Source organism: Klebsiella planticola (assembly GCF_000783935.2).
In the GTDB taxonomy this organism is placed as follows: domain Bacteria; phylum Pseudomonadota; class Gammaproteobacteria; order Enterobacterales; family Enterobacteriaceae; genus Klebsiella; species Klebsiella planticola.
In genome coordinates, this window is the sequence record NZ_CP026047.1 from 5,071,780 (window position 1) to 5,088,313 (window position 16,534).

General features: G+C 57.3%; 17 protein-coding genes and 1 pseudogene. 16 read left to right on the forward strand and 2 right to left on the reverse strand.

What is annotated here, in order from left to right; translation table 11 throughout:
* Nucleotides 1-70: 70 nt before the first annotated feature.
* Nucleotides 71-1,033, forward strand: a complete 963-nt coding sequence (locus MC50_RS24440) for a LysR family transcriptional regulator (RefSeq protein ID WP_046852245.1) — start codon at nt 71-73, stop codon at nt 1,031-1,033.
* On the opposite strand, the gene MC50_RS24445 is transcribed toward MC50_RS24440, so the two are convergent.
* Nucleotides 977-1,378, reverse strand: a complete 402-nt coding sequence (locus MC50_RS24445) for a RidA family protein (protein ID WP_032687090.1) — start codon at nt 1,376-1,378, stop codon at nt 977-979. The two genes, MC50_RS24440 and MC50_RS24445, sit on opposite strands and share 57 nt — an antisense overlap.
* A gap of 498 nt (nt 1,379-1,876) precedes the next feature.
* Between MC50_RS24445 and MC50_RS24450 the strand changes: the two genes are divergently transcribed.
* The 15 genes from MC50_RS24450 to MC50_RS24520 all read left to right on the forward strand — a co-directional run bounded on the left by MC50_RS24450 (nt 1,877) and on the right by MC50_RS24520 (nt 15,738).
* A complete protein-coding gene (locus tag MC50_RS24450) occupies nt 1,877-2,992 on the forward strand; it encodes a 1-propanol dehydrogenase PduQ (protein WP_047665152.1) in 1,116 nt (371 codons plus the stop codon).
* Nucleotides 2,993-3,116: 124 nt separating this feature from the next.
* Nucleotides 3,117-3,809: a phosphate propanoyltransferase gene (pduL, locus tag MC50_RS24455; protein ID WP_047665154.1), complete on the forward strand. Its 693-nt coding sequence runs from the start codon at nt 3,117-3,119 to the stop codon at nt 3,807-3,809.
* A complete protein-coding gene (gene eutJ, locus MC50_RS24460; protein ID WP_047665156.1) occupies nt 3,802-4,620 on the forward strand; it encodes an ethanolamine utilization protein EutJ in 819 nt (272 codons plus the stop codon). The genes pduL and eutJ overlap by 8 nt, the downstream gene beginning before the upstream one ends.
* 11 nt (nt 4,621-4,631) lie before the next feature.
* Nucleotides 4,632-5,387 (forward strand): hypothetical protein, encoded by a 756-nt coding sequence (locus MC50_RS24465; protein ID WP_046852242.1) that lies wholly within the window; start codon nt 4,632-4,634, stop codon nt 5,385-5,387.
* The gene (locus MC50_RS24470) at nt 5,369-5,641 is read left to right on the forward strand and encodes a EutN/CcmL family microcompartment protein (protein ID WP_032695221.1); all 273 of its coding nucleotides are present in this window, start codon (nt 5,369-5,371) and stop codon (nt 5,639-5,641) included. The genes MC50_RS24465 and MC50_RS24470 overlap by 19 nt, the downstream gene beginning before the upstream one ends.
* Before the next feature lie 18 nt (nt 5,642-5,659).
* Entirely contained in the window at nt 5,660-6,169 is a 510-nt protein-coding gene (locus MC50_RS24475) for a GlcG/HbpS family heme-binding protein (protein WP_032699435.1), read from the forward strand.
* Nucleotides 6,170-6,195: 26 nt separating this feature from the next.
* Nucleotides 6,196-7,407 (forward strand): propionate kinase, encoded by a 1,212-nt coding sequence (tdcD, locus tag MC50_RS24480; RefSeq protein WP_047665157.1) that lies wholly within the window; start codon nt 6,196-6,198, stop codon nt 7,405-7,407.
* Nucleotides 7,408-7,610: 203 nt separating this feature from the next.
* Nucleotides 7,611-7,892, forward strand: a complete 282-nt coding sequence (grpH, locus tag MC50_RS24485) for a propanediol utilization system shell hexameric protein GrpH (protein WP_004863596.1) — start codon at nt 7,611-7,613, stop codon at nt 7,890-7,892.
* Nucleotides 7,893-7,913: 21 nt separating this feature from the next.
* Nucleotides 7,914-8,699, forward strand: a complete 786-nt coding sequence (gene pduB, locus MC50_RS24490; protein WP_032687082.1) for a propanediol utilization microcompartment protein PduB — start codon at nt 7,914-7,916, stop codon at nt 8,697-8,699.
* 41 nt (nt 8,700-8,740) lie between these two features.
* Nucleotides 8,741-10,255, forward strand: coding sequence for an aldehyde dehydrogenase family protein (locus MC50_RS24495; protein WP_032695223.1), 1,515 nt, complete (start codon nt 8,741-8,743; stop codon nt 10,253-10,255).
* A gap of 25 nt (nt 10,256-10,280) precedes the next feature.
* On the forward strand, nt 10,281-10,580 hold the full coding sequence (locus tag MC50_RS24500; RefSeq protein ID WP_032687080.1) for a hypothetical protein: 300 nt from the start codon (nt 10,281-10,283) through the stop codon (nt 10,578-10,580).
* Between the two features lie 10 nt (nt 10,581-10,590).
* The gene (locus MC50_RS24505; protein WP_032687079.1) at nt 10,591-11,166 is read left to right on the forward strand and encodes a DJ-1/PfpI family protein; all 576 of its coding nucleotides are present in this window, start codon (nt 10,591-10,593) and stop codon (nt 11,164-11,166) included.
* Nucleotides 11,167-11,244: 78 nt separating this feature from the next.
* On the forward strand, nt 11,245-13,788 hold the full coding sequence (gene grpM, locus MC50_RS24510; RefSeq protein WP_032695224.1) for a glycyl radical diol dehydratase GrpM: 2,544 nt from the start codon (nt 11,245-11,247) through the stop codon (nt 13,786-13,788).
* 109 nt (nt 13,789-13,897) lie between these two features.
* Nucleotides 13,898-14,815, forward strand: a complete 918-nt coding sequence (locus tag MC50_RS24515) for a glycyl-radical enzyme activating protein (protein ID WP_047665159.1) — start codon at nt 13,898-13,900, stop codon at nt 14,813-14,815.
* Nucleotides 14,816-14,910: 95 nt separating this feature from the next.
* Nucleotides 14,911-15,738: an MIP/aquaporin family protein gene (locus tag MC50_RS24520; RefSeq protein WP_032687076.1), complete on the forward strand. Its 828-nt coding sequence runs from the start codon at nt 14,911-14,913 to the stop codon at nt 15,736-15,738.
* A 518-nt stretch (nt 15,739-16,256) separates the two neighbouring features.
* On the opposite strand, the pseudogene MC50_RS29405 reads toward MC50_RS24520, so the two are convergent.
* Nucleotides 16,257-16,523: pseudogene (locus MC50_RS29405) on the reverse strand (BMC domain-containing protein); the annotation flags it as partial.
* Between the last annotated feature and the right edge of the window lie 11 nt (nt 16,524-16,534).

Genomic DNA, 16,534 nt, shown 5'->3' on the forward strand with positions numbered 1-16,534 from the left:
AACTCGCCGATAAAGGATATGGCATGATGATTAGCACGATAAGACTCAACAAATGGCATGAAGAGGTGAAATGAAATCACCAGTTAAAACTCCGACGCTTTCCGATCTGAAAGCCTTTATCGCCGTAGCGGAACAGCGTAGTTTTCGTCGCGCAGCCGATTTTTCCGGTGTGACTCGTTCCACGTTAAGCCATGCTATCCGCGGGCTGGAAGCGCGTCTGGGCGTTCGCCTGTTGCATCGCACCACGCGCAGCGTGGCGTTGACCGAGGCCGGAGAGGCGCTGCTGCGGCGTATTTCACCGCACCTTAACGGGCTGGAACAAGCGCTGGAAGAGATTGCCGATACCCAAGGACAGACCGTGGGTACGCTGCGTATCAATGGCGGGGAAGAGGCTATTCACCTGCTGCTGCAGACAATTGTGCCGGACTATATGACACGGTATCCCGGCGTGTCGCTGGATCTGGTGGTAGATGGCCGGCTGGTAGATATCGTCGCCGAAGGCTTTGATGCGGGGATCCGACTGGCGGAAGATATCCCTGCTGATATGGTGGCTGTACGTTTTGGCGAAGATGTGCGGTTTCTGGCGGTGGCGTCGCCGTCGTATCTGAACCAGCATCCTGCTCCCGCGAGCCCGGACGATCTGGCCCACCATCAGTGCATTCGCCAGCGTTTACCCAGCGGTAAACGCTACCGTTGGGAGTTTTCCCGCCACGGTCAAAGCATCCTGCTGGATGTGCCCGGAACGCTGACGCTAAACAGTTCGTCGCTGATGGTGGACGCCGCGATCAAGGGGTTGGGGATCGCTTATGTCCCGGACGTACACGCCCGCGCTGCGCTGGCGGATGGCCGGCTGGTCACCGTACTTGAGCCATGGTGCCCGCCGATTCCGGGTTTATGCCTCTGGTTTCCGGCCAACCGGCATATGCCCGCCAGCCTGCGCGCACTGATCGATCTCATTAAAGAGCGGAACCGAGGCTCAATGCCGCGAGGGCAAGCGGGCGGTGACCTTGATTTCAAAACGGAAGCCATATAGCCAGGTCACGCCGACGCCCGTCAGCGTCGGCCAGGGGGCTTCCCCCCAGTATTCCGGCAACACCTTCCAGAGCGTGTCGATAGTCGATTGCGCATCGACCAGATACAGGGTGACATCAACCACATCGGCAAACGTACAGTCTGCGGCAGCCAGCACTGCATTAAGGTTATCAAATGCCCGGCGGATCTCCTGCTCCAGCCCGGGTTCCGCTGAACCATCTTCCCGACTTCCTACCTGACCGGAAACAAACAGAAAATCGCCGGATTTAACGGCCGGAGAGTAACGGTTTTGCTCATACAGCGCCTGCTGTCCGGCGGGGAATACGATATCTTCTGGCTTTCTCATCTTTTATCCTGTTCTGACCTGTAGGGGTTCAGGGATGATAAGCGCCCGTATCTGCTGTCGCTATGCCCGCAGACTGGCATGAGCCGGTGAATATTATTCACCTGGGAAGGGTGACGGTGGCTAATTGCGCAATGACAGCCCCTCCGAGCGGGCTGGAAATTTTCCGGGTGTTAACCCGAGGGGTATCCAACACATGCTGCGACACAGAGTACGGCCACGCAACACCTTCAGCGAGGGCATGGAAAATGCCCCCCTGTCTCAGCACTTCCAGCGCATCATGTACGCGAGTATTTTTATTCCAGTCAACATCAGGGTCCTATCGCTGGCACGAGGCGCCCCTGCACTTTTTTGTCAGCCATAAAAGAGTACCGCAACGAAATCCTGACTTAGCACAAGCATAGCCAGCTTCTTATCCATCCCCCCATGACACAATAAGCTCTCTTTTTACATCCGGCATTTGCCTCCCCGCAATCCGCTAACGGATAAGGTAATCGAAAGATGGCGAGCTATTTCTTTTCTCTTCCTGACGTCTATTTTGGTGAAAATGCAATTCAAACCTTGCGTCGGCTGAACCATAAAAAGGTGGCGATTGTGACCGACAGCTTTATGGTGAGCTCCGGTAAAACACGCGACCTGATTAATGAAATGCCGCAGGCCTGCGTCTCTATTTTCAGCGAGGTGAAACCGGACCCGAGCGTGGAGATCCTGCACGCCGGCGCCGCACAGTTTAAACGTTTTAAACCGGAGGTCATTATCGCGCTGGGCGGCGGCTCCGCTCTTGATGCCGCTAAAGGAATCAAGGTTACGCTGGAAGAGTTTCTCCCCGGCCACGCCATAGAACTTATCGCCATTCCTACCACCAGCGGTTCCGGTTCAGAAGTCACCGCCTACGCCATCATCTCCGATCCGCAAAACGGCCGAAAATATCCGCTGATTGCCGATGAACTGATCCCGGACTGCGCCATCCTTGACCCAAACCTGGTGCTCTCGGTTCCTCGCCAGGTCGCGGTGGATACTGGCATGGACGTCCTGACCCACGCCATTGAGGCGCTGGTTTCGACGGGGGCCAATGATTTTAGCGACGCGCTCGCCGAGAAAGCCATTGCGCTGGTCTGGCAACACCTGCCCGACGTTTTCAGCGATGAGAATAATATTGCGGCTCGGGGCCATATGCACAACGCCTCCTGCATGGCTGGCATGGCGTTTAATTCGGCGGGGTTGGGATTAGTGCACGGTATGGCGCACGCTATCGGCGGGATGCTGCATATCCCGCACGGCAAAATTAACGCCATGCTGCTGCCGTTGATTATTGAACACAATGCCCGCCACGCCCCGCACGCGCGGATGAGATACCTGAAATGCGCCGCCATTATGGGCATCCAGGCCGCCACGCCGGAGCAAACCCTGCGCGCGCTGATCGGCAGCATTCGCGATATGAATCACCATTTTGGTATTCCGGCAACACTGCAGGCGCTGGGAAAAGACCGGACGGCTGTGGAATCCCTGCGTCAGGCGCTGATCGCGGCGACCTTAGGGGATGGCTGCACGCAAACCAATCCCTGCCAGCCCCGCGCCGCTGATGTAGACCGCTTGCTGACCGCCATCGCCGGCTAAATCTGGACAAGATTGTCCTGCGTCCGGCGGACCGTCAAAAAAGTCCTGCGCAACAGCAAAAAGGCCAACGCGGGACTGAATATGCTTGTATCGCTCTTTTCATCACTTTCAGGTTGTTGACGCTATGAATGACACCCAGCAGCAAGCCGAATTAATCGCCCGGGAAATTCTTCAGGAACTCAAGGCCCGTGGCCCCGGAGCGGTGGCCGGCGCCCCCCTCGCCGCACAGACGTTGCATATCCCCGTTGGCATCTCTAACCGCCACGTTCATCTGAGCCGGGAAGATATGGACATTCTGTTTGGCTATGGCGCCACTCTCACCCGCATGAAAGCGGTAAAACAGCCGGGCCAGTATGCCGCCGAAGAGACGGTGACGCTGCGCGGACCAAAAGGGGAGCTGACCAGGGTACGCGTCCTTGGCCCGCTGCGCAGCGCCACCCAGGTTGAAATTTCTGTCTCCGACAGCTTTGTTCTCGGCGTTAAGGCGCCATTGAGAATGTCCGGCAATCTCCAGGACTCGCCGGGAATCGAGATTATTGGTCCGCGCGGGCGAGTCAGCAAAACGGATGGCGCGATTGTCGCCTGGCGCCATATTCATATTTCTCCCGCCGACGCCGAGCGCCACGCCCTGCGCGACGGGATGGAGATTGACGTGCGTATCGACGGCTATCGCGGCGGCATTCTCAGCCACGTGGTGGTCCGGGTGAGCGCGGATGCGGTGCTGGAAATGCATGTTGATGTTGAAGAGGCCAACGGCTTTGGCTTGCGTAACGGCGATTGCGTCCAGCGCGCGTTCACGGAACGCCGCCATGACTGACAGCACCGCAACCAGGCGGCTGAACACATTGGCGGAGCTGGTCAGCCAGGGCGGATACCGCCCCTGGACAGGCGCGCTAAAAATGGGTGTCGATCCGGGTACGGCCAATATTGCCGTGGTTGTGCTGGATGAAAACGATAACCCCGTCGCCGGCATCAGCCATCCTTCACGGGCGGTGAAAGACGGCGTGGTGGTGGATTTTCTGACCGCCAGCCGGGTGGTGAGTGGACTGAAAACAGCGCTCGAAGAGCGCCTTGGATGCCCCCTCACCCGCGCGGCAACGGCCATCCCGCCGGGAATCACCGCCGGGAACACCAAAGTTATCGTCAATATGGTGGAGGCCGCCGGACTGGAGGTGACCGACGTGGTTGATGAACCGGTAGCCGCGGCGCTGGCCTTAAACATTCGCCACGGCGCGGTAGTTGATGTGGGCGGCGGGACAACCGGGATCAGCATTCTGCGCAACGGCGAGGTGATTTTCAGCGCCGATGAACCGACCGGGGGCAACCATATGACCCTGGTACTGGCAGGTGCTTTGGGCATGCCTTTTGCCGAAGCGGAAGCGTTGAAAAAAAGTCCGGAGGAGGAAGAACAGGTTTTTACCGTGGTCCGTCCGGTGGCTGAAAAGATGGCTCATCTGGTCGTGGGCTGGCTGGCGGGTTATCCGGTCGACGACATTTACCTGGTCGGGGGCGCCAGCAGCTTTCGCCAGTTTGCCGACGTCTTTCGCCATGCCACCGGTAAACGGGTCATTCAGGCGCGGCAGCCGCTGCTGGTGACGCCGCTTGGCATCGCCATGCGCAGCCGCTGAGGAGAATAACGATGGATGCACAGCGACTCTCACACCGGCTCGACAGCCTCATTGCGGACCTGCTGGCTCAACGCCGACGGCGCCTGCAAGCCCACGGCAAGGTGATGCGCGTGGTATTAAGCGGCGAGGATCTCGCCACGCTCCCGACGACGCTGGATTGTCTGACGGCGCTGAACCAGCGCGGCTATCTGCTGGTCATGACCTTTTCCCATAGCGCCATCCAGGCGTCATTGCACTCCACCTGTCTGGAGGCTCTGGCGCAGCGCGATGTTGAGGCGCTGTGCGACGATCGGGATCCCTGCCCGACAGAAGAGACGTTCAGCGGCCTGTATCTGCCCTCGCTGTCTACCAACAGCCTGAGCAAAATCGCCTTAGGTATTCGTGATAACCGGGTGTGTCGCTGGGCTTTTCACGCTCTGAGTCTGAGCAAGCCCATCATCGTCACACTCAATGCCGAATGCCGGGATGACGCTGCCAGCCAGCTCCCCACGGCATTGCGGGCACGGCTGACCAGCTACGTCGCCACCCTCGGGGAGTATGGCTTCACGATTATCGGCCGCCCCACGGTGAACCCGGCGCAGAGGCCGACGGCGCCCGTCGCTAAACCGCTGATCACGCTCAGCGATGTGCGCCAGCTTCCCGCAGGTGCGGTACTGTCCGTTGGACGCCGGACGCTCATCACCCCCGCCGCACGCGATGAAATTCGCGACCGCGGTATTGTCATGGTGCAGGGTCACCAGGAGGAAATATGTATCTGGCAAAAGTAACCGGAGCACTGGTGTCGACGACCAAGCATGCTTCGCTCAATGGCGCAAAGCTGCTGATTGTCGCCCGCCTGGATGAACACTATCAGCCCACCGGCACCGCGCAGGTCGCCGTCGACTTTGTCGGCGCCGGAAACGGGGAAACGGTCATCGTCACTACCGGGAGCTCCGCGCGGATGACCACCAGCAAAGAGCACTCGGTGATTGATGCTGCCGTGGTCGGCATTGTCGACTCGCTCGATCTTAACAACCAGTAAGCACCACGGAGGAAAAGCATGCACACCACGCCGAACGCCGAACTGGATCGCCGTATCAACGCGGCCATTTCGCGTCAGTTAGCGCCGCCTCCGGCCTCGCTGACGCTGACGGATGCGGCATTACTGGCGCACTGTGCCATCGATGCCGCCAACAACGCCAATGTGCCCATTGTTTTTAGCCTGGTGGATGCCCATGGCCTGCAGCGTTACTTCTTTAGTCAGGATAACGCCCTGCTCATCAGCCATACGCTGGCCACGCAAAAGGCATGGACCGCCGTGGCGCTCAGGATGCCGACCCACCGGCTCGCGGCCGACGTATTGCCTGGCGCCAGCCTGTATGGCTTGTCGCATACGCAAGGTCTGTGCTGCTTTGGCGGTGGGCTCCCCTGCTGGTCCGCCGGCGTACTGCTCGGCGGTATCGGCATCAGCGGCGGGAGCGTCGAGGTAGATATCGCGATTGCCACGCAAACCCTGGCGCACTTCAGCCGCGAGCATTTTTTGCTCACACCATTCCATGAATCTCTCTAAAAAAACGAATACAGACAGGGGTCATCATGTCGTCAGCATCACTGGTTCTGGTCATTAACTGTGGTTCATCTTCCCTCAAGTTCTCCGTCATCCCGCGTAATCAGGAGACCCCGGTGCTCTCCGGGCTGGCCGAAAAGCTGGGGCTACGCGAAGCCGGCATCACCTTTAAAGATGCGCAAGGGAAGACGACCCGCGGGTTGCCTGACGGCGCCAGCCATACCTGCGCGCTGGAGGCGCTGTTCGCCCGGCTCGCAGAGCAGGCGCTGCTGCCGCAGGTAGGCGCCATCGGTCATCGGGTGGCGCACGGCGGGAATGATTTCAAACACTCGGTGCGGCTCACGGCGCCGGTGATCGAGCGTATCCGCGAATTATCGGCGCTGGCGCCGCTGCACAATCCCGCCAACCTGATCGGCATTGAAGCCGCCATGGCGCTGTTACCCGAGCTGCCGCAGGTGGCGGTGTTTGATACCGCCTTTCATCAGACGCTCCCGCCGGAGGCCTATACCTATGCCATCCCGCTTAAGTATTTACACCAGCATCAGGTCAGACGCTATGGCTTTCATGGCACCTCCCATCGCTTTATCGCCGCCGAAGCCGTCGAGCGCCTGGGTCTTAACCCCACCAACCACGGTCTACTTATTGCCCATCTCGGCAATGGCTCGTCGGTCTGTGCGGTGAAAAACGGGCAGAGTGTCGACACCTCGATGGGCATGACGCCGCTTGAAGGACTGGTGATGGGAACGCGCTGCGGCGACCTGGATTTTGGCGCAGCGGCCCATATTGCCCGCTGCACCGGCCAGACTATCGAATCACTTTACAAGATGGTCAATAACGAAGCGGGATTGTTCGGTCTGTCGGGTCTTTCCAGCGATTGCCGCACGTTACAAGAGGCGCGCGGCAACGGCGATCCCCGGGCCTCCCTCGCGATTGATGTCATGGTTCACCGGCTTGCCCGCCACCTTGGCGCCCATCTTGCCTCGCTGCATCGCTTTGATGCACTGATCTTTACCGGCGGCATCGGGGAGAACTCGGCGCTGATCCGCGAGCTTACCGCCGAGCGGCTGGCGATATTTGGCGTGCAGCTCGACGCCGCGCGCAATGCGCAAATGTTTGCCGGCCGACAGGGCATTATCTCGCGCCCCGGCTCACCGATTGTGGCGGTCATTGCCACCAATGAAGAGCGGATGATTGCCGAGGATGCGGCCGCGCTTGCCCCTTTGCTGGAAGGTGCCGCCTGAACGCGTCCTCAAGGTAGTCATGTGGAGAGGATTTTATTGTCCAGCTGAAAACGGGAAAACAAGAAAGTCTCTCTGCCGGGCAAAACATTTTGTCTCTGGCGCAATAACATCGTAGTGCATGAATTTATTAAGTCTATGAACTCAACCTTTATCGGTTAATTCATAACTTGCTTTTACTCTCACCTGGAAATATTGAGGTCGTTATGCAACAAGAAGCATTAGGTATGGTTGAAACAAAAGGTCTGGTTTCCGCAATTGAAGCCGCAGATACCATGGTGAAATCCGCTAACGTCACCCTGGTTGGTTACGAAAAAATTGGTTCCGGGTTGGTTACCGTAATGGTTCGCGGCGACGTCGGCGCGGTCAAAGCGGCAACGGACGCAGGCTCAGCGGCAGCAGGAAAAGTTGGTGAGCTGGTCTCTGTACATGTGATTCCGCGCCCGCATATTGAAGTGGAAAAAATCCTGCCGAAAGCTGTCAGTTAATAAAGCCAGAGGATACCGACCATGAGAGATAATCTTGTTGAGCAGATTATATCTGAAGTAATGCACAAACAGACTGATGATCGCGCAAATAATAAAACGCCGGCCAGCTTTATCGGTTGCGGTTTAACTGAATTTGTCGGAACGGCCCTCGGGCATACCATTGGATTAGTGATTGCCAATGTCGATCATCAATTACATGAAGTCATGAATATCGACAAGAAATATCGCTCTATCGGTATTCTTGGCGCCCGGACCGGGGCCGGCCCGCATATATTTGCCGCGGATGAGGCCATTAAAGCCACTAACAGTGAAATACTCTCTATTGAGCTGGCTCGCGATACCGAGGGCGGCGGTGGGCATGGTTGCCTGATCATTTTCGGCGCCACCGATGTCTCCGATGTTCGCCGCGCGGTTGAAGTCGCGTTGGGCGAAATTCAGCGCACCATGGGCGATGTTTATGGCTCGCCGGCCGGTCACCTGGAGTTCCAGTACACCGCCCGCGCCAGCAGCGCGCTCAATAAAGCCTTCGGTGCCCCGTTGGGTAAATCTTTCGGCCTGACCTGCGCTTCACCGGCGGCGATTGGCGTGGTGGTCGCCGACGCCGCGGCAAAAGCCGCCGTCATCGAGCCGGTGGGTTACGCCAGCCCGGCGCACGGCACCAGCTTCAGTAACGAAGTGATCTTCACGTTTGCCGGTGATTCCGGCGCGGTACGCCAGGCGGTCATCGCCGCCAGAGACGTCGGGAAACAGCTGCTGGCTACGCTCGACCCGGCGCCCATCAAATCGACCACGACGCCGTACATTTGATGGTGGCACCCACGAGCGAAGCGAAGTAAGGAAGATACAGCATGAACGATCTTGATATTACTCAGGCCGTCTCCCGCGTGCTGAGTAAATATACGAAAACGACGGCGCCAGCGCCCGAACAGCATGCGCCGGCAGCCGCCACACCGCTCGATCGCGGCAGCATCGACGCGATTGTGGCCAGCGTACTGGCAAGCCAGGCCGGAGCCGCAACCGCCGCCCCTGTCGACGGGAACGCCGGTGACGGTGTTTTTGCCACCATGGATGCCGCGATTACTGCGGCGCAGCAGGCGTATATCCAGTATCGCCACTGCTCAATGCAGGATCGCGCCCGCTTTGTTGACGGCATTCGCCAGTTTTTCCTGCAGGAAGAGATTTTGCACGCGCTCTCGACCATGGCGGTGGAAGAGACCGGAATGGGAAATTATGCCGACAAGATGGTGAAAAACCGCGTTGCCGCGCAAAAAACTCCGGGGGTTGAAGATCTCATCACCGCCGCCATCAGCGGTGATGGCGGCCTGACGCTGACCGAATACTCCGCCTATGGCGTCATTGGTTCGATCACCCCGACCACCAATCCGACCGAGACCATTATCAACAATACCCTCGGTATGCTGGCCGCCGGCAACGCCGTGGTCTTTAGCCCGCATCCGCGTTCGCGTCAGGTGTCGTTGTACTGCGTCACGTTAATCAATCAACAGCTGGCCCGGCTCGGCGCCCCCGCCAGTCTGGTGGTCACGGTCGCCAGCCCGTCGATTGACAACACCAATGCCTTAATCGGCGACGCGCGTATCAATATGCTGGTCGCCACCGGCGGGCCGGCGATAGTGAAAACCGTGATGTCGTCCGGCAAAAAAGCGATTGGCGCCGGCGCCGGCAATCCTCCCGTTGTGGTTGATGAAACCGCCAATATCGAGAAAGCCGCCCGCGATATCATTAATGGCTGCAGCTTCGATAACAACCTCCCCTGCGTGGCGGAAAAAGAGGTCATTGTCGTCAATGAAGTGGCGGACTATCTCATCCACTGCATGAAAAAAAGCGGCGCCTGGCTGCTGTGCGATAAACAACATATTCAGCAGCTACAGGCGCTGGTGCTGAATGAAAAAGGAAACGGCCCGAGTACCGCACTGGTAGGGAAAGATGCGCGCTACATTCTGCAGCAAATCGGTATCAGCGTGCCGGAGGAGATCAAAGTTATCCTGATTGAAACCGAACGTGATCATCCATTCGTGGTGCACGAACTGATGATGCCGGTTTTGCCGGTGGTCAGAGTGGAAAATGTCGATGAAGCGATCGATCTGGCGGTGAAGGTTGAACATGGTCATCGTCACACGGCGATGATGCACTCTACCAACGTTGAAAAACTGACCAAAATGGCGCGGCTGATCCAGACCACTATTTTTGTGAAAAATGGCCCGTCGTATGCCGGATTAGGCGTTGGCGGCGAAGGACATGCCACATTTACCATTGCCGGGCCGACCGGTGAAGGGTTGACCTCGGCACGCTCCTACGCCAGGCACCGTCGCTGCGTGATGGTTGAAGCGCTCAATATTCGTTGACTGAAGCAGGATGGCTGACTCGATCATGAAAAAACGCATTATCAACGCGCCAACGCCGGAAACGCTCGCCATGCTGAAAAGGCGAATGCCCGCGGAATCTCGCAACCGGCTGGAAAGCATCCGCATTGACGCTATCGGGTTGATTATGTTGCCGATACCAGATCTGTACTTTTACGCCGATCTGGCAAGTAAAAGCGCACATGTTGCGGTATCGGAGATCTTTGGCAGCTGTCCGCAGCATATCACGACGCTGGCGCTGTTCGGCGAGATCGCCGCAGTGAATGAGGCCATGCGTATTATTGAGGATGATGACAGTACGTTCTGAGAGTTCGCTTATGAAAAGAATTTTGCTTCTGGCAGGCGATTTCTCTGAAGACTATGAAGTCATGGTGCCATGGCAGGCATTAAGCATGTTAGGTTTCAGAGTGGATGTGGTGTGCCCCGGAAAACGCTGCGGGGAATATATAAAGACCGCGATTCATGATTTTGAAGGCGATCAAACCTACAGCGAAAAACCGGGGCATCTGTTCCGCTTAACCGCCTCTTTTGATGAAGTCAGGGTACAGGAATATTGTGGAATATATCTTGCCGGCGGCCGTGCTCCGGAATATTTACGACTAAACCGGATGGTATTAAATATCATCCATTGTGCGAATAACATTGCGCTACCGATTGCCGCTATATGTCATGGACCACAAATTCTGGTTGCTGCCGGCATATTAAAAGGTAAAACGCTGACCGGATATTTCACCTTAAAGCCTGAAGTTGAAATGGCTGGCGGTATTTGGGTGAGCGCCGCGGACCACGAGGCGGTACATGACGGCAATCTTGTTACCGCGACGACCTGGATGGCGCACCCGGAAATATTACGTCAATTTATTAGTTTAATCGGCAGCAACACTATTAGCTAGCGTACCCGGCACTACCGTCAGGTAAAAAAACTCAGGTGTGGTAATCCCCCACGCTTATATCATTTCGGGAGTTATTGTATGTTAGAGAAAGGCTTTACTCATCCGACCGATCGTGTAGTAAGACTCAAAAATATGATTCTGCATGCTAAACCGTATGTAGAATCTGAACGTGCGGTGCTGGCAACCGAGGCATATAAAGAGAATGAACAGCTTCCCGCTATTATGCGTCGGGCAAAAGTCGTTGAGAAAATATTTAACGAGCTGCCGGTCACTATTCGCCCTGACGAGTTAATCGTCGGCGCCGTCACTATTAATCCACGTTCAACAGAAATTTGTCCTGAATTCTCTTATGACTGGGTCGAAAAAGAGTTCGACACTATGGCCCACCGTGTTGCCGACCCGTTCATTATTGAGAAAAAAACCGCCGATGAACTCCACCAGGCCTTTAAATACTGGCCGGGTAAAACCACCAGTTCGCTCGCCGCCTCCTATATGTCCGAAGGGACAAAAGAGAGCATGAGCAACGGCGTTTTCACCGTCGGCAACTACTTCTTTGGCGGTGTCGGACACGTCAGCGTCGATTATGGCAAGGTCCTGAAAATCGGCTTTCGCGGGATCATCGATGAAGTGACCCGCGCGCTGGAGAACCTCGATCGCAGTACCTCCGATTACATCAAAAAAGAGCAGTTCTACAACGCCGTTATTCTGAGCTATCAGGCGGCAATCAATTTCGCCCATCGCTACGCGCAGGAAGCCTCGCGCCTTGCCCGTGAAGAGCGCGACCCAACCCGTCAGCGCGAGCTGGAACAGATTGCCAGCAACTGTACCCGCGTGCCGGAATACGGCGCGACAACCTTCTGGGAAGCCTGCCAGACCTTCTGGTTTATTCAGAGCATGCTGCAGATTGAATCCAGCGGCCACTCGATTTCTCCCGGCCGTTTCGACCAGTACATGTATCCGTATCTGGCGGCGGATACCGCCATCAGCAGCGAATTTGCCCAGGAGCTGGTGGACTGCTGCTGGATCAAGCTTAACGATATCAACAAAACTCGTGATGAGATTTCGGCCCAGGCCTTCGCCGGCTATGCCGTCTTCCAGAACCTGTGCGTGGGCGGTCAGACCGAAGACGGCCGTGATGCCACCAACCCATTAACCTACATGTGCATGGAAGCCACGGCCCACGTACGTTTGCCGCAGCCCTCTTTCTCAATTCGCGTCTGGCAAGGCACGCCGGATGAGTTTCTCTATCGCGCCTGTGAGCTGGTCCGTCTGGGGCTTGGCGTACCGGCGATGTACAACGATGAAGTGATCATCCCGGCGCTGCAAAACCGCGGCGTCTCGCTGCATGACGCCCGCGACTATTGCATCATCGGCTGCGTGGAGCCGCAGGCGCCGCATCGCACCGAAGGCTGGCACGACGCGGCGTTCTTCAACGTCGCGAAGGTCCTGGAAATTACCCTTAACAACGGCCGCTCAGGAAACAAACAGCTTGGCCCGATGACCGGCGAGATGACCCAGTACGCCGGCATGGATGACTTCTATGCCGCCTTCAAAAAACAGATGGCGCACTTTGTGCACCAGCTGGTCGAAGCGTGCAACAGCGTCGACATCGCCCACGGCGAACGCTGCCCTCTGCCGTTCCTGTCCGCGCTGGTAGATGACTGCATTGGCCGAGGAAAATCCCTGCAGGAGGGCGGCGCGATTTACAACTTTACCGGCCCGCAGGCGTTCGGCATTGCCGATACCGGCGACTCCGTCTACGCCATCCAAAAACAGGTGTTTGAGGATCGCCGCCTGACGCTTCAGGAACTGAAGGGCGCGCTGGACGCCAACTTCGGCTACCCGGTCGGCGGCAACCCGCATAGCGCGGCGGCAAAATCCTCTCTCGGCGAGCAGGATATCTATGAAGTGGTCAAACGCATTATCGACCGCCACGGCTCGTTGAACCCGGCAGAGATTAAAAACGAAGTCTATCGCCAGCTCGCCAGCGTCACTCCGGCGCCGTCGGCAGGAAATCCGCGTTATGAAGAGATTCGCCATATTCTGGAAAATTCGCCGTGTTTTGGTAACGACATCGACGACGTGGATCTTGTCGCCCGCCAATGCGCGCTGATCTACTGTCAGGAAGTGGAGAAGTATACCAACCCACGCGGCGGACGTTTCCAGGCCGGTATCTACCCGGTGTCGGCGAACGTGCTGTTTGGTAAAGACGTGAGCGCCCTGCCGGACGGTCGCCTGGCGAAAGAGCCGCTTGCCGACGGCGTATCGCCGCGCCAGGGCAAAGATACCCTCGGCCCGACCGCCGCAGCGAACTCGGTAGCCAAACTGGATCACTTTATCGCCTCGAACGGGACGCTCTACAACCAGAAATTCCTGCCCTCCTCGCTGGCGGGGGAAAAGGGTCTGCGAAACTTTGGCGGTCTGGTGCGTAACTACTTCGATAAGAAAGGGATGCACGTACAGTTTAACGTTATCGATCGCAACACGTTGCTGGAGGCGCAGAAAAACCCACAGCAGCACCAGGACCTGGTGGTTCGCGTTGCGGGCTATAGCGCGCAGTTCGTGGTACTGGCGAAAGAAGTCCAGGATGACATCATCAGCCGCACCGAACAGCAATTCTGATTTTGCCTGACCTGCCAGGGCCATACGGTAACGTATGGCCCTTTATCAGACCCGATTTTAGCGGCTGACTTGCTGTTGCCTGGTGGTCGCTTTTTTGACGAGTGATGTTATGAACAGAGTCGAATACGATACCGAAGGCGTGTTATTCAATATTCAACGCTACTCCCTGCATGATGGCCCCGGCATCCGCACGATCCCGTTTTTTAAAGGCTGTCCGCTGGCCTGTAAGTGGTGCAGCAACCCGGAATCACAGCGCCCGCAGCCCGAGTTAATCTATAAAAAAAGCGACTGTATCCGCTGCGGAAAATGCGTGGAGGTCTGTCAGCAGCAGGCGCTCTCTGCTGGCAATCCGTTCTTTATCGACCGCGAACGCTGTATTCAGTGCGGCAAATGCACCGCGGTCTGCCCGACTCAGGCGCTGGAAATGAAAGGCAAACGCATGACCGTCAGCGACGTGATACGTGAGCTGCAGAAAGAGGAAAACTTATTTCGGCGCTCCGGCGGCGGAATTACCCTCTCAGGCGGTGAGCCGCTGGCGCAGCCGGTGTTTGCGCGCGAGCTCCTGAAAGCCTGTAAAGCCAAAGGCTGGCACACGGCAATGGAAACGACGGGAATGACAAGCAAAGCGGTGATTGAGGACGTCTTTCCGTGGGTCGATCTGGCATTGACGGATATTAAGGCCGTTAACCCGACCATTCATCAACTTAATACGGGTGTGGATAACCGCACGATTCTGGAAAATCTGATTCGGATCTCCTTTATCACTCACGTTATTGTGCGCATCCCGGTGATTCCCGGCGTTAACGACAACCCGGAGGAGATTCGCAGCATTGCTGAATTTGCCCGCCTGATGTCCGGGGTGGACACCATTCATCTACTGCCTTATCACACCTTTGGCGAAAATAAATATACCCTGCTGGGCCGCATTTATCCCATGGGCGATGCCGGCTCACGCTCAGAAGACAACATGGCCAGCCTGAAAAAAATCGTTGAATCGATGGGATTTCATTGCCATATCGGCGGCTAATCCCGACAACACAAAAAATGATTTCGCGCTCTTATCCCTTGTACCCCAATCGTTAAGAGATGGCATAGCGCATCGCTTAATACAGGAAAAAAACTATGAGTGACTCTCGTGAATCAGTAACCGGACAATGTATTGCAGAATTTCTTGGTACCGGATTGTTTATGTTTTTCGGCACCAGCGTGCTGTGTGCGGCAAAACTGGCTGGCGCCAGCTTCGGTCTTTGGGAAATCTGTATTGTATGGGGGCTGGGTATTGCGCTGGCGGTCTACCTGACGGCAGGGATCTCCGGCGCTCATCTTAACCCGGCGGTCACCATCGCCTTATGGATGTTCGCCCGCTTTGAGGCGAAGAAAGTGGCGCCTTATATCCTGGCGCAGATGGCCGGCGCATTTTGCGGCGCCGCCCTGACCTATCTGCTGTACCACAATCTGTTCGCCGACTATGAACAGGCCCACCAGATGGTGCGCGGCAGTCAGGACAGCCTGTATCTGGCCAGCATTTTTTCGACCTATCCGGCGGCAAGCATCAGCGTCTGGCTCGCGGCGTTGGTGGAAATTGTCATTACCTCGATGCTGATTGGCTTGATTATGGCGCTGACCGACGATGGCAACGGTGTGCCCAAAGGGCCGCTTGCACCGCTGCTGATCGGCCTGCTGGTGGCGGTCATCGGTGCGGCAACCGCCCCGCTAACCGGATTTGCCATGAACCCGGCTCGTGATTTTGGGCCAAAACTGTTTACGTTTCTGAACGGCTGGGGCTCCGTCGCCATGACCGGAGGCAGAGAGATTCCCTACTTCCTCGTGCCTTTGATCGCGCCGGTCATCGGCGGAATCCTGGGCGCGGCTATCTACCGCTACGGTATCGGGCGCCATCTCCCCGCCGCCAAACCCGCCGCGGAGACGGCGAGTCATCCGCTGTCCTGATTGACCCAACGTGCGCGCACTCCGCCAGCGCAACACACTGCGGCGGAGTGCTCCGCAAACGCCCCTTTTCGGCTCGTGTCACCAGCGGTCCCTCCCCCACTGCGTATCCGGGCAGAGCCCGGTTGCTCTGCCACCTCTCACCGCCGTTTCCTGACGCGCAGCAACAAAAAAGCCACCCGCAGGTGGCTTAGCTGCAACGACAGCGGCTAGCGCCGGGTGTTCTTCGCCCGGGTTCGCGCCGTTTTTTTCTCCTCCTGAATGGCCTGAACCGTCGGCTCATTCTGAGGCTCAGCCTCTTCGCGCACCGGCTCGACCGGCGCCGGGTCGCGCTCCGCCGCCGGCGATTCCGGCGATGCAACGCCCGGGCTCTCTTCGAACGCCAGACAGGAAGCGGTCTGCGCGGGAGACGTAATATTGACCACCGCTATCGTCGCGTCAGGGATCTCCGCTGCGGCAGGAAGGCATTCGGCGGCAGGCGCTACCGGTTCAGGAGGCGTGCCGTACGTTTGTGATGAGGCAATCAGACTATCAATACCGGTTGCGGTACGCGCAATGACTTTCCAGGCATAGACCTGCCCGACCCGGCTCGCGGCGGCCACCCCGGCGGAGACGGCGGCGTTCATGGCGCCAACCTCACCGGTTAATTTGATGGTCACCAGCCCGCCGCCCTTGGTTAGCTCATATCCAACCAGTTCGACATTCGCCGATTTTATTGCGGCATCAGCGGCCTCTACCGCCACCGTTAAGCCAACGGTTTCAATTAAGCCTAAGCTCTGCCCGGACATATCTCTCTCCT